Annotated in this window: 12 protein-coding genes; 8 read left to right on the forward strand and 4 right to left on the reverse strand. The window is 62.8% G+C overall.

Going from position 1 to position 12,810, the window contains the following annotated elements:
• Positions 1-63 precede the first annotated feature (63 nt).
• From FJ319_02185 to FJ319_02195, 3 genes are read right to left on the reverse strand one after another with little or no spacing between them, the layout of a single operon-like run.
• The gene (locus FJ319_02185) at positions 64-591 is read right to left on the reverse strand and encodes a hypothetical protein (protein ID MBM3933103.1); all 528 of its coding nucleotides are present in this window, start codon (positions 589-591) and stop codon (positions 64-66) included.
• Between the two features lies 1 nt (position 592).
• A complete protein-coding gene (locus tag FJ319_02190; GenBank protein MBM3933104.1) occupies positions 593-2,332 on the reverse strand; it encodes a hydantoinase B/oxoprolinase family protein in 1,740 nt (579 codons plus the stop codon).
• On the reverse strand, positions 2,332-4,389 hold the full coding sequence (locus tag FJ319_02195) for a hydantoinase/oxoprolinase family protein (protein ID MBM3933105.1): 2,058 nt from the start codon (positions 4,387-4,389) through the stop codon (positions 2,332-2,334). The genes FJ319_02190 and FJ319_02195 overlap by 1 nt, the downstream gene beginning before the upstream one ends.
• Positions 4,390-4,590: 201 nt before the next feature.
• Here FJ319_02195 and FJ319_02200 point away from each other — a divergent pair, with 201 nt between their 5' ends.
• The 6 genes from FJ319_02200 to FJ319_02225 all read left to right on the forward strand — a co-directional run bounded on the left by FJ319_02200 (position 4,591) and on the right by FJ319_02225 (position 10,167).
• The gene (locus FJ319_02200; protein ID MBM3933106.1) at positions 4,591-5,313 is read left to right on the forward strand and encodes an HAD family hydrolase; all 723 of its coding nucleotides are present in this window, start codon (positions 4,591-4,593) and stop codon (positions 5,311-5,313) included.
• Positions 5,314-5,405: 92 nt separating this feature from the next.
• The gene (locus tag FJ319_02205; GenBank protein MBM3933107.1) at positions 5,406-5,699 is read left to right on the forward strand and encodes a type II toxin-antitoxin system ParD family antitoxin; all 294 of its coding nucleotides are present in this window, start codon (positions 5,406-5,408) and stop codon (positions 5,697-5,699) included.
• A gap of 4 nt (positions 5,700-5,703) precedes the next feature.
• On the forward strand, positions 5,704-6,003 hold the full coding sequence (locus tag FJ319_02210; protein ID MBM3933108.1) for a type II toxin-antitoxin system RelE/ParE family toxin: 300 nt from the start codon (positions 5,704-5,706) through the stop codon (positions 6,001-6,003).
• Positions 6,004-6,071: 68 nt separating this feature from the next.
• Positions 6,072-7,157, forward strand: a complete 1,086-nt coding sequence (locus tag FJ319_02215; protein ID MBM3933109.1) for a CoA transferase — start codon at positions 6,072-6,074, stop codon at positions 7,155-7,157.
• 173 nt (positions 7,158-7,330) lie between these two features.
• A complete protein-coding gene (locus FJ319_02220) occupies positions 7,331-8,983 on the forward strand; it encodes an AMP-binding protein (protein ID MBM3933110.1) in 1,653 nt (550 codons plus the stop codon).
• Between the two features lie 44 nt (positions 8,984-9,027).
• Complete coding sequence (locus tag FJ319_02225) at positions 9,028-10,167, forward strand: acyl-CoA dehydrogenase (GenBank protein MBM3933111.1); 1,140 nt, start codon at positions 9,028-9,030, stop codon at positions 10,165-10,167.
• A 39-nt stretch (positions 10,168-10,206) separates the two neighbouring features.
• Here FJ319_02225 and FJ319_02230 read toward each other — a convergent pair whose 3' ends face one another.
• Positions 10,207-10,647 carry a GYD domain-containing protein gene (locus tag FJ319_02230; GenBank protein MBM3933112.1) on the reverse strand — a complete coding sequence of 147 codons (441 nt, stop codon included), beginning with the start codon at positions 10,645-10,647 and terminating at the stop codon, positions 10,207-10,209.
• Positions 10,648-10,726: 79 nt separating this feature from the next.
• Here FJ319_02230 and FJ319_02235 point away from each other — a divergent pair, with 79 nt between their 5' ends.
• Both FJ319_02235 and FJ319_02240 read left to right on the forward strand, forming a co-directional pair.
• Positions 10,727-11,890, forward strand: coding sequence for a hypothetical protein (locus FJ319_02235; GenBank protein ID MBM3933113.1), 1,164 nt, complete (start codon positions 10,727-10,729; stop codon positions 11,888-11,890).
• Between the two features lie 90 nt (positions 11,891-11,980).
• On the forward strand, positions 11,981-12,637 hold the full coding sequence (locus tag FJ319_02240) for a dienelactone hydrolase (protein MBM3933114.1): 657 nt from the start codon (positions 11,981-11,983) through the stop codon (positions 12,635-12,637).
• Positions 12,638-12,810: the final 173 nt, after the last annotated feature.

Genomic DNA, 12,810 nt, shown 5'->3' on the forward strand with positions numbered 1-12,810 from the left:
TATTGGCAGGCTCTGCCTCCTTGCATTTCGGAGGCAGGCAGAGCCTGCCAATACGAACGCACTCTAGAGCCATCCCGCCCGGGCGAGCACTTCGCGCGCCAACTCTGTGACGTTGCGGCCCGCTTCGTTGTTAATGGTGAAGTCCTCCACCAAGGAGCGGTCCTGTATTCTCGCCAGCTCCGCGGATCTCGCCAGCCCCTCCTCCCGCCAGCTACCTATCTCCCGGCGGCGGACGCGCTCGGCCATGTTATCTATCGAGGCGAGCAGCCTGCACACCTGTACATCTGCGTGCGGTACAGCCCTTCGGTAGTCCTCGAGCTCTGAGCGGCTTTCAAGCGCCCTCGCTACCAGCAGGCGCTGCGCTCCGGCGGCGACATAGATAGGCCAGATCGCCGCGAGGTTTGCCATCATCAGCGAGTGTCCGTAGTCGACCGGGTCCGGGAACATCTGGGTAAGCCAGTCGAGGTCTATCGCGGCGTGAGGCACCTTCGCGTCGCACAGCAAACCTGTCGCGTCGCCCAGCACGGTGGTCTTGCCTGCGCCGATGGAGCCGGTGATTATCAGGAGCGGTGCGCGTTCTGCTATTCCCAAGCTACTTCCTCAGCCGCTTTGTCGCCGCCTCGTCGATCTCGTTGGTGCCTGATTTGAACGCCACGGCGTAGACGTCGCGCGCGCGGTCGCGGGAGATCACGCCGGAGATGATGTCGCGGCGCACGGCTTCGGGGTCGCGCTGCTTCGCATCGCCCCAGCCGCCGCCGCCGGGGGTCTCGGTGACGATCAGATTGTCTTTGAGGACGCTTGTGGTCACCTTGGACGGGAAGCGCCGCTCCTTGCCGTCGGGGGCCTGCGCCACGCACTTCGAGGTGCGCGCGTCCTGGCCGCCGAAGAGGCCCCACGGCGCTACCTCCGCGCGGTCAGAGCTGAGCGTGAAGCCCACACGGTCGGCGAGGACGCGGATGGACCTTCGCAGGCCAACACCGCCGCGGTGCTTGCCCGCGCCCTCGGAGTCGGGGATAAGCTCGTACGCCTCGATGCGCAGCGGGTAGGCGACCTCTATCACCTCTGCGGGGGAGTTGCGGGTGTTCGTCATGTGGTTCTGGACGGCGTCCATGCCGTCCTGGTCGTGCATGGCGCCCTGGCCGCCGGCGTAGGTCTCGATGTAGTTGAAATAGACGCCGCGCCGCTTGTCCTGGCCGCCGATGTTGAGCAGGTTCATCGTGCCGGAGCTGGCCGCCGCGACCCTTTCGGGAATCACCTTCGCGAGCGCGCCGATCAGAACGTCCACGATGCGCTGCGTGGTAATGATGTTGGCGTTGCAGACGGCGGTCGGAAATATCGCGGAGAGTAGCGAGCCTTCACGCACCCTGATATCCACCGGGCGGTACGAGCCTGCGTTGGCAGGCATGTCCGGGTCCAGGCACGCCTTCAGCACGTAATAGACGCATGCCGCCACCGATGGCCACCGGCAGTTGAGGGGGCCGAGGCAGCCGTTGTCCGTCTGGGTGAAGTCTGTAGTGATGGAGTCGCCCTTCGCTTCGATGGTGACGCGGATTGTGATCCTGTCCGTCGTTATGCCGTCGCCCTCGATCACGTCCTCGAAGGAGTATTTGCCGATGGGGATAAGCTTGAGCGCGGACTCCATGCGGCGCTGCGAGTAGTTCAGCATCTCGTCCAGGTACAGCTCGACGTTCTCCGGGCCGTACTTGTCCGCCAGCTCGGTGAGCCGGCTCTCGCACACGACGTTTGCCGCGAACTGCGCCATGAGGTCGCCGCGCACCTCTTTCTGCGGTCGCACGTTCTGGGAGATCAGCGACCACAGGTCAGGGTCTATCTCTCCCTTCTTGAAGAGCTTCACGGGAGGTATCTGCAGCCCCTCCTGGAATATCTCCGTGACGCCGAACGGCATGGAGCCCGGCGCGTAGCCGCCCATGTCCACGTGGTGCGCCTGGTTGGCTGTGATGGCGATTACGCGGCCCTTGTAGAAGACCGGCGAGATCAGCGCGAGGTCGTTCAGGTGGCCGGGTCCGGCCGGGTAGGGGATGTTAAACGCGATGGCGTCGCCCTGCTCCAGCTTTTCCAGCGGGTAGATGGAGAGCGCGGATTTCACCGCGGAGTGCATCGTGCCCAGGTGTACGGGCGTGGCCACCTCGCTCATCGCGACGACCGCCATATCGCCAGTGGCGGTATATATCGCGCCGGACGTGTCGCGGCGGTCCTTGATGTTCGTGGAGTAGCTGGCGCGCACGAGCGCCGCAACCATCTCGTCCGAGATGGAGTAGAAGGCGTTGCGCATCACTTCGAGCGTAATGGGATCGACTTTGCTTTTTGGCATTACTTAGCCGCCTGTTCGATGATGATGTTTCTGTATGCGTCCACGCGCGCCGATTGGTGCGGCCAGATAACGGTCGTGGCGTCGAGCTGCTCCACAATGGCCGGGCCGGTAAGGCGGTCGCCGGGCCGTAGCTTGGGGCGGTCGTAGACGTTCGTCGCGGAGCGCTTGCCCTTGAAGTAGACCTGGCGCTGCGACTTTACGGCCTTCGCAGGGTCCTTGGACCCCTTGAGCGGCGCCGCCTCCAGCCTGGGGCTGGGTGTGGCAGCGATAGCGGTGAGGCGGAGGTTGACCACCTCAACCGGGTTGGCCGGGTTGGAGTAGCCGTAGCGCTGCTTGTGCGCGTCGTGGAACCTCTGCGACGCCTCGGCGAACTGCTGCATGGTGATCTTGCCCGGCGGCAGGGGCGTATCGATCTCGTAGCCCTGGCCGACGTACCGCATCTCGGCCAGCCTGACGAGAGTGACCGACTCCTCCGGCATCTTCTCCCGGTTCATCTGGTCGATCGCCTCGCGCTCAAGCTCCTCGTACCATGCTGTGAGGCTGGCCGGCTGGATCTCGTTCCCCGGCTTGAGCACGGTGCGGACGAAGTCGTGCCGCATGTCCGCCATCAGCAGGCCCATCGCGGAGGTCACGCCCGGAGCGATTGGGACGAGCACACGCGGGATGTCCATCTCGAACGCCAGCTCCGCCGCGTGAACAGGCCCTGCGCCGCCGAACGCGACGAGCGCGAACTCGCGAGGGTCGTAGCCGCGAGCGATGGAGACTACACGTATCCCCTTTATCATGCCCGCGTTGACGACGCGGATGATGCCTTCGGCGGCCTCATCGAGTCCCAGCTTGAGCGGGCCGGCGATGTTGTCCTGTATCGCCTTGCGGGCGAGCTCGATGTCCAGCGTCATCGTGCCTCCGAGCAGGCTGTCCTTGCCGAGCCTGCCGAGCACGAGGTTGGCGTCCGTGACCGTCGCCACCGTGCCGCCGCGTCCGTAGCACGCCGGCCCCGGCTGCGCGCCCGCCGAGCGCGGGCCTACACGGAGCGCGCCGCCCTGGTCTATCCACGCGATGCTGCCGCCGCCCGCGCCGAGGGTGTTAATGTCCACCATCGGCACCTTCACAGTCAGGCGCTCTATCTCGCTTTCCTTCGTGCGCCTTATCTGGCCCTTGTAGGCAAGGCAGATGTCGAAGCTCGTCCCGCCCATGTCCACCGAGATGACGTTCATCTCGCCTGCCTGGTTGGCGATGGCGTTGCTGCCGATGACGCCCGCCGCCGGGCCGGAGAGGATCGTCTGGACGGGGCGCTCGGCGGAGTGGCCAGCGCTGGTGGTGCCGCCGTTGGACTGCATGATGTAGACGTCCGATTGCACGCCCACGTCGTTGATCGCCTTCTGGAGGCGGGTCAGGTAGCGCTCCATGACCGGCCCGACGTACGCGTTGATCGTCGTCGTGCTCATGCGGTCGTATTCCTTGAACTCCGGGAGCACCTCGTGAGAGAGCGATAGCTTCACGTCCGGCATCGCCTTCTTTATCGCCTCGCCTATGGCCTTCTCGTGCGCCGGGTTGGCGTATGAGTGGAGGAGGCACACCGCGATGGCCTGCACCTCCGCCTTCCTGATTTCCTCAATGGTCGCAGCCAGGTCCATCTTGTCCAGCGGGGTAAGCACTTCTCCTGTGTGGAGCATTCGCTCCGTCACCTCAAACCGCAAGTGCCTGGGGACGAGGGGGTCCGGGCGGCGGACGCGCCAGTCGTAGAGGCTGGGCCGGTCCTGCTTGCCGATCTCCAGCACGTCGCGGAAACCCTTCGTTACGATGAGGGCCGTCTTCGCGCCCTTACGCTCCAGCATGGTGTTCGTTGCTACGGTTGTGCCGTGGATGAAGAACTGGATCTCGCCTGCGGGTATCTTCAGTCGGGCAGCGAGGTCCCTTATTCCGTTCGCAACTCCTATTGACTGGTTCTGCGGTGTCGAAGAGGTTTTTCCGAACTCCAGCTTGCCGGTTTTCGTGTCGTAAAGTGCAAGGTCTGTGAACGTTCCACCTACATCTACGCCGACTCTGTATGCCATTTACGCCTCTCCTGTCGAATTCGCGGCGAGTGTAGCACCGGAATATCTGCCAGTCAAACGACCCTGTAGCATTCAGAATGCAACTCATAAGGGAATTTGATGGATCGCTCCGAAAACGCCTGACACTGTCGTAAATCGCTCGTTTTCACCTACGAAGAACGGACTAGTACCAATGGGCCAGCCGTGAAAGAGAGGAGCGAGATGGCTGTCAAGGCGATACTTCTGGATGCTGGGGGGACGCTGTGGGAGCCGGGCCGGCAGATAGGCGGGCGAAAGGGCGTATGGTTCCAGACACTGACGCAACTTGGCTTCAATGTGTCGCAGGCGTCAGTCAGCATGGCCTACGACATCGTCTGGATCTCTTTTGCTCACCGGTGGAACCGTATGGAGACGTGGGGGTTGCCCAACCCGTCGGAAGTGGTGGACAGGTTCTGGGAGGAGTTCAACATTGCGCTTGTTACCCACCTGGATATGATCGCCGATCGCCATATACTCAAGAGCCGCCTGGAGTCAAATTCGCTCCGCGATGCCCTCTACCCCGATACTGAGCTTGCGATAGCCAGGCTCCGCGCGCTCGGCTATAAACTGGCGATTGTCTCCAACGGCTCCCACCAGCGCGATTACGCCCACAGGCTCGGCATAGCCCGATGCTTCTACGCGGTAGTAAGCTCGACTGAGATCGGATACCGAAAGCCGATGCCGGAGGTCTTTCATGCCGCGCTCGAGAAGCTGGGTGTCAGCGCGGAAGAGGCGATCATGATCGGCGACTCCTATGAGGCCGATGTGCTGTGCGCGAGGGCGGCCGGAATCGAAGCCTTGCACCTTATACGGGACCCGGAGACTGTGTCCCTGATGAACGACCCGGAGACGATCGCGGACCTGTGGGGGGTTGTGCGCCACCTGGAGAGCGTTGCGGTCTGTTAAGAGGGGGCCATCGACTGGGATCAGACCACCGATGGCAAAGATTGACATTACTCCTACCCGGCGTTAATCTCATGCTGAGGGAGGACACGCCGATGAATGTTTCTTTGACACCCCAGTTGGAAGAGCTTGTCAGGAGAAAGGTGGAGTCCGGGCAGTACAACTCCGCCAGCGAGGTAGTGAGGGAGGGGCTGCGGCTCATTGAGGAGCGGGACAGGGTGTTGACTGCGAAGCTCGATGCGCTGCGAAGCGACATCCAGGTGGCTGTGGACCAGGTGAAGCGTGGCGAAGGTTACCGGCTCAACACCGATGATGAACTGGACGCATTTTCCGAGCAGACGTGGAACGAATTCCTGAGCCAGCGCAAAGCGCAGAAGAAGGCGTCATAAGCCTATGCGCAAGCTCCGAGTTTCACCTGAAGCCCGGAACGATGAATTGGAGATACTGGAGTATATTGCAAGGGACAACCTGCAAGCGGCTCGCAGGATAAACAACTTGATTCGCGAGAAATACAGGTCCTTGAGGGACCAGCCTTATCTCGGCCGCCCGCGACCTGACTTGATGGCAGATGCCAGGAGTCTGCCCGCTGGGAACTATGCCATCATATACACAGTCTCCCGCGACGAAGTTGTCATTCTTAGAGTTTTGGACCAGCGCCGAGACATTCTGCCCCTGTTTGATACTGACCTGTAGACCGCTAATTGACGCCCGCCTGACCCGCTGATAGACTGGCCCCATTTCGACACGGCGGCCTTCACTTCATGCCTCTCCTCTCGCACCTCACTGTGATCGACCTCACGGCGAACACGCCGGGACCGTTCTGTTCGTCGATTCTTGGAGACCTTGGCGCCCGAGTCATAAAGGTTGAGCCGCCCGGCGGCGACCCGCTCCGTGTGTCCGCGCCGGACATGTTCGCCCAGCTCAACCGCGGCAAGATGAGCGTGGCGCTCAACCTCAAGTCGGACGCTGGCCGGCAGCGGCTCAGGACGCTGGTAGAGAAGGCGGACATCGTGCTGGAGGGCTCGCGGCCCGGAGTCGCGAAGCGCCTGGGCGCAGACTTCGAGACACTCTCCGCGATAAATCCCGGCATTGTCTACTGTTCTATCTCAGGATTCGGCCAGGACGGGCCATGGCGCGACCGGCCAGGGCACGACCTGAACTACGTCGCGCTCAGCGGGTACCTGGCCGTCCAGTCGGCCATCGAGGGCCGTCCGTACGCCCCCGCGGTGCTGATCTCCGACATGGCCTCCGGCCTCTACGCCGCGGTGGCCGTCCTTGCGGCAGTCGCGGGCAGGACCGCCTCCGGGAAGGGCGCGTACCTGGACCTGTCCATGGCGGAGTCGGCGCTGGCGATGATCACGCCGGACATCGGCGGCAAGCATCAGGAGGGCCGTTTTCAGCCCAACGTGACCGCCATTCCCACGTACGGCCTATTCCTGTGCCGCGACGGCAAGTGGATAAGCCTGGGGATTGTAAACGAGGACCACTTCTGGGAGCGCTTCTGCAAGGCCTCCGGGTTTCAAGACCTCGCAGAAATGGCGTCTCTGACCTTCCACGACCGCATGATGCAGACAGACCGCGTGCGCGCGATGCTGGGTCGCGCCTTCTGGCTGAAGGGCGGGGCGGAATGGGAGGCGATTCTCCAGAAGGCGGATGTGCCTGCTGCCCTGGTCACCAGTCTCAATGACGTATTCTCGTCTGCGCAGTTCCTCGCCCGCGGCGTATTCACCGAGCTCGCCGGCGTGCGTTACCTCTCCCAGCCGTTCAAGGTGAACGACATGACGCCCGCGCCTGCCGCGCCACCGCCCGCGATCAACGACCACGAAGCTGAAGTGTTCGTTCCTTAGAGCCGGCCCGCCGGGACTTCTCATGGATAACTGCCTGGCGTGCGGGCGTGACGGGTTCTGTCGGCGGTAGAGACCCCCGGCATGGTCTCTCTACGATGTGAGCGGTGTGTCATGTACAATGGCTACCGTCTTAACGATAGCCCGCGCGTTTAGCGCACCATTCGGGGTTTCACATGGCTTCAACTTCGAACTACCAGATCGGCAACTACCACGAGACCTACCGCACTTTCCGGCTTACGGCGCCTGAGCACTTCAACTGGGCTTACGAGGTCTTCGACCGGTGGGGGCGTGACCCCAACAAGGTCGCTATGGTCTGGTTAAGCCACGATGGCAAGACGACGAAGAACATCACATATCGCTATATGGGGGAGCGGTCGCGCAGGGCCGCAAATGTCCTCTCGGGCGTGGGCGCCCGGCCGGGGGACAGCGTGTTTATCATGCTTCCGCGCATACCGGAATGGTGGGAGGTCGTTCTTGGCTGCATACGCGGTCTGTTCATATCCGTGCCCGGCACCACGCAGCTCACGCACAAGGACCTTGTTTACCGCATGAATGCGGCTGGGATCAAGATCGCGGTGACAGATGCCGACAACTACCCAAAGTTCGAGGCGCTTCGGGGCGAGTGTCCGACACTGGAGAAGGTAGTAGTCGTGGGCGGTGGGAAAGGGTTGCTCGACTATGAGACGCTGATGGCGCAGGCATCGCCGAGTCTTCCGAACCCGAACAATCTGTCTTCTGAGCCATTGATGGTGTACTTCACATCCGGCACAACGGGCAACCCCAAGATGGTGCTCAACACCCACGCGTCGTACCCGGTGGGGCACATCATCACGGGCAAATTCTGGCTCGATAACCGGCCGACGGACCTGCACTACACTCTGTCGGACACGGGCTGGGCCCAGGCTGCATGGACGTGCCTCTTCGCGCCGTGGAATATGGGCGCGGCGCTGTTCGTGTGGGACCACCGGGGCCGGTTCGACCCTCTTGGCACTCTGCAGATGTTCGAGAAGTACCCCATCAGCACGTTCATGGCGCCGCCGACAGCGTACCGCATGCTCATTCTGGAGGACCTCAACAAGATAAAGCCCATGGCTCTGCGCCATTGCGTGGGGGCCGGCGAACCCGTGAACCCCGAGGTCATTGATGCTTGGAAGGAGGGCCTGGGCCACCACGTGTGGGAGGGATACGGCCAGACCGAGACTGTGCTGTGCATCGCGCTGTTCCCGGGCATGAGGTACAAGCCGGGCTCAATGGGCGTGGCGGCGCCGGGCTTCAACATGGCGGTGGTGGACGACAAGGGCAACGTGCTGCCGCACGGCGAGGAGGGCGAGGTGGCGATCCGCCACCGGCCGGTCCGGCCGGTGGGGCTGTTCGAGGGCTATTGGAAGAACCCGGAGGCGAACGCGAACTGCTTCCGAGGCGACTGGTACTACACCGGCGACCGCGCGACGCTGGACGAGGAGGGCTACTACTCCTTCGTCGGCCGCGGCGACGATGTAATCAAGAGCTCGGCTTACCGCATCGGGCCGTTCGAGGTGGAGTCGGCCCTGATAGAGCATCCGGCGGTCGCCGAGGCGGCGGTTGTCGGCAGCCCAGACAAAATCAGGGGGCAGATCGTCAAGGCGTTCGTCGTCCTGAAGCCGGGGTTCGCCGGATCGGATACGCTCGCAAAGGAGCTTCAGGAGCACGTGCAGAGGACAACTGCGCCTTACAAGTACCCGCGTGAGGTGGAGTTCATGGCGGAGCTGCCGAAGACTATCAGCGGAAAGATCCGGCGCAACGAGCTACGCAAGCTGGAGATTACACGCAAGTCCAAGAGAGATTAACCGCTGAGAGCACAGTGGACTTTGCGGTCACGAACAGGGGTCTTATGTATTTCACCGATGAGCACGAGCTGTTTCGGAAAACTGTCCGGCGGTTTGTGCAGGAGGAGTTAACTCCCAATGTCGCGCGTTGGGAGGAGGACGGCCTTGTCCCCCGCCAGGTGTTCAGGCGCATGGGTGAGATGGGGTTCCTGGGGGTCGAATACCCGGTGGAGTACGGTGGATCGGAAGCGGACTTCTGGATTACGGTCGTGCTCGCGGAAGAGCTCGCCCGCTGTGGGGCTGGGGGCGTGGCGTTCAGCATCGTCGTGCATACGGATATGTCTTCGCCGTGGCTCGCCAGGGTGGGCACGCCGGAGCAGAAGGCGCGCTTCCTGCCGGCCATCACGAGCGGCGAGAAGGTATGTGCGCTTGCGATCACCGAGCCCGGCGCGGGGTCCGACATGGCGTCGTTAGCGACGACCGCGCGGCGCGACGGCGATCACTGGGTCATCAACGGCTCAAAGACATTCATCACCAACGGCGTCTATGGGGACCTCTACTTCGTGGCGGCGCGCTCTCGCGATACCGGTCGCAAGCACCAGCAGCTCTCCCAGATTATCGTCGAGCGCGGCGCGTCCGGGCTAACGGTGTCGAAGAAGCTGGACAAGACCGGCATGCGTTCGTCCGACACAGCGGAGCTGCACTTCGACAACGTTCGCGTGCCAGCGGCGAACCTGCTTGGCGAGGAGGGCAGGGGCTTCTACCAGCTTGCCGCCGGTCTCCAGCGGGAGCGCCTGCTCTCCGCGGTCCTGAGCATCTCGGCCGCGCGAAAGGCCGTTGAGGATACTGTCGCGTACCTTAAGCAACGGCAGGCATTCGGGCAGCCGCTGGCGGAGTTCCAGGCCCTTCGGCACAGGATGGCTGACGCCGCGACTCTGGTGGAGGCGTCCCGGCAGGTCACGTATTCCGCCGCAGCAAAGTATGCTGCGGGCCATGAGTGCTCGATGGAGGTATCCATGGCGAAGCTGTTCTCCACCGAGGCGGCGAACCGCGTGGCCTACGAGACGGTGCAGATGCATGGCGGCATGGGGTACATGCGCGAGACGCCGATAGAGCGCTTTGCCCGGGACTACCGCTTGTGGACAATTGCGGCCGGGTCTTCCGAGATGATGCGGGAGATCATCGCGAAGAAAATGTTCTCATAGCTTCGGAGAAGGCTAGCCGCGCGGCGCAGGCGGCTGGATTCACTGGGACTGGCGGTGTTGACGTCCTTCGCGCGGCATCTCCTCGACTTCCTTGATCTGGTCAGCCATGGAGGTGCCCGGAGGATTGGCCATGGCCCCGGCGAGCATGTTTTCCATACCCTTTTCATGCAGGTCTTCAAACTTGCTGATAGGGATGGCCGGCAAGGTAGTGACATGGACGCCGCCGCGGACGCCGAGCTCAAGAGAGAAGCGCGCGGCCGATGCGTTGTCGGGCGCGTCGATGACACTCACGAAGTCGTAATCACCGAGCACGCCGTACAGCCCCATCACCTGCACCTCCGGTACGTGCACTCCCTGCTGCGCCTGCAGCATGCTGGAGGGGTCGTCCAGGACTTTTTGCCTGCCCTCAGGAGTGAGCTTCATCAACAGGAAGTACGTTGCCATGCGTTGACCCCCGAATGCGCGAGCGCCGTGTTGCATCAGCCTGAGTTGATTGTATCATTGGGGAGTTGAGACGGGGACGTGCTCCAAAGGCTGTACTCACGGGACGGGTGCGAAAATGGCCACCGAGACAAGCCGGGCAGTGTTTGACCACGCGGACGCCGGGCGGCGAAAGGCGCCGTTCCGGTTCTTCGACAACCGCGAGAAGTACCTCCAGTTCGTCTACACCTGCAATGAAAAGCAGGTCATAGCCGACCGGATAGCGCGGGAGACCAGGCACATCCAGCCTGTGCAGCCCGCGCTGCGGCTCTTCGACGCCGGTATGGGCAACGCCACGGTCCTGACCCGCGTCATGCGACAGCTCCACCACAGGCACCCGACGGTGCCGTTCCTCATCGTTGGCAAGGAGATCAGCCAGGAGGACGTGCGCCTCAGCCTGGAGAAGATGGCGGACCGCTTCTTCGAGCACCCACAAACGGTGCTGGTGGTCACCAACATGTTCTACAGTGAGGCGCCGTGGCTCTACCCCAACACGGAAGCCAATCGAGCGAAGCTCAACTGGGTGGAGGTGCCGCTGAAGGGGAGCACTGCCCACGATTTCGACCGCCAGATCCGCGAGCTTGAGCCGGACCTGCAGGAGTGGTGGCAGACTCGGCCGAGCATGGCAGGAAACCCGGTTTACGTGACGCCTTCGGTGCTCATCCTTTACCGCCAGGACCAGGCGTGGCCGCTGGCGCCGATAATCCCCCGGAAGCTTGAGCGCGACAGCCAGTACGACATCGTCATAGCGGCGCAGCCGTACCGCGCAAAGCAGCCTGCGGAGGTCAAGTTGCGCAAGGTGCTCGCCCCGCTGGCGCGGTCGCTCGCATCCGGCGGGTGCATGGTCGTCATCCAGTCCACCGGTAAGGACCCGGGGATGGAGATCATCCGCAAGATATGGCCTGAGGAGGACCCGTTCACAACGCCGCGCCAGGCGCTTCTGCGCGAGATGAGGGCCCAACTCGGCGAATCGAACCCCTCGCTGCGGTACCTCAGTTACCGCGATTCACAGGCGGAGTTCCGCTACGAGCTGCAGGTGGGGCCGAGCGAGATCGCGAGCAGCATCGGGACTTCGACCATCCTCGCCGCGTGGAACGCCGCGACCTACGTTGCGCAGATAGAGGACGAGCACCTGCGGGAGGCGATGAGCCACGGCGCGTACCTGGACGCGACGCGCGACGTTTTGCGCCGGTACAGCGGCCTGTGGTTCGTGGACGAATCGTTCGTTGTGGCGAGGCCGTAGCAGGTAGGAGGTAGTTAGTAGTTAGTAGTTGGTCAAGACATCAGGGCCTCAAGTCCATCGCACCATCGGAATGCAACGTGAGGTTTACCAATGGCCGTGAAGACGAAGCGAATGGCAGTGCAGGTGCCGGGCTCGATTACGGTAACGGCGGAGTATGCCGACGCCGGGGCAGCGCGGGACATTGTGTTCGCTTACGCTCCGGGAGCGGGGTCGAATATCAACGACCCTTTCGGTGTGTACGCCCAGGAAGAGCTGGCCCGTCTGGATTACTCGTCTATCAGGTTCCAGTTTCCGTACAAAGAGGCAGGCAAGAGCGCACCGGACCGCCCGCCCGTCCTTGAGGCGACCTGGAGGGCGGTAATACGCGCCGTCCCAACGGGGAAGCGGGTGGTGATCGGCGGCCGGTCCATGGGCGGCAGGATGGCGTCGCACGTGGTGGCGCAGGGTGAGAAGGTTGCGGGGCTCGCGCTCTTCGCGTACCCGTTGATCGCACCGGGGAAGACCGAGGCGCGCGACGGCCATCTGAGCGCGATCAAGGCGCCGACTCTATTCTGCTCGGGCACGAAGGACACGTACGCCACTCCGGAGCAACTACGGGCCGCGGCGGCGCAGGTGCCCGACTCGACCGTGCGCCTGCTGGATGGCGCGGACCACGGTTTCAAGGTGCTGAAGTCCACGGGCCGCACTCAGACGGATGTCTATCGCGAGGCGGCGGCCGCGCTTGTGGAGTTTATGGGGAAGTTGTGAGTGGGGCCAAGAAACGATGACTAACACTGATCGCAAATTAGGACTTTGAAGAGCCTTCATCTGGCGGACTCGCCGCCACAGCAAGCGCGATTTGAACATGCCGCAGTCGGAAAGTCAACGGCTTATGGTTGCATGCGCTGACAAATATCTTTGAGTTCACTTTCGCGTTTCGG

The sequence above is a fragment of the SAR202 cluster bacterium genome (assembly GCA_016872355.1).
Taxonomy (GTDB): domain Bacteria; phylum Chloroflexota; class Dehalococcoidia; order Lucifugimonadales; family VGZY01; genus VGZY01.

Bases quoted from the DNA above. Each gene is read 5' to 3' on its own strand.
- FJ319_02190 (MBM3933104.1), bottom strand. From the start codon at position 2,332: ATGCCAAAAAGCAAAGTCGATCCCATTACGCTCGAAGTGATGCGCAAC.
- FJ319_02195 (MBM3933105.1), bottom strand. From the start codon at position 4,389: ATGGCATACAGAGTCGGCGTAGATGTAGGTGGAACGTTCACAGACCTT.
- FJ319_02200 (MBM3933106.1), top strand. From the start codon at position 4,591: ATGGCTGTCAAGGCGATACTTCTGGATGCTGGGGGGACGCTGTGGGAG.
- FJ319_02205 (MBM3933107.1), top strand. From the start codon at position 5,406: ATGAATGTTTCTTTGACACCCCAGTTGGAAGAGCTTGTCAGGAGAAAG.
- FJ319_02210 (MBM3933108.1), top strand. From the start codon at position 5,704: ATGCGCAAGCTCCGAGTTTCACCTGAAGCCCGGAACGATGAATTGGAG.
- FJ319_02215 (MBM3933109.1), top strand. From the start codon at position 6,072: ATGCCTCTCCTCTCGCACCTCACTGTGATCGACCTCACGGCGAACACG.
- FJ319_02220 (MBM3933110.1), top strand. From the start codon at position 7,331: ATGGCTTCAACTTCGAACTACCAGATCGGCAACTACCACGAGACCTAC.
- FJ319_02225 (MBM3933111.1), top strand. From the start codon at position 9,028: ATGTATTTCACCGATGAGCACGAGCTGTTTCGGAAAACTGTCCGGCGG.
- FJ319_02230 (MBM3933112.1), bottom strand. From the start codon at position 10,647: ATGCAACACGGCGCTCGCGCATTCGGGGGTCAACGCATGGCAACGTAC.
- FJ319_02235 (MBM3933113.1), top strand. From the start codon at position 10,727: ATGGCCACCGAGACAAGCCGGGCAGTGTTTGACCACGCGGACGCCGGG.
- FJ319_02240 (MBM3933114.1), top strand. From the start codon at position 11,981: ATGGCCGTGAAGACGAAGCGAATGGCAGTGCAGGTGCCGGGCTCGATT.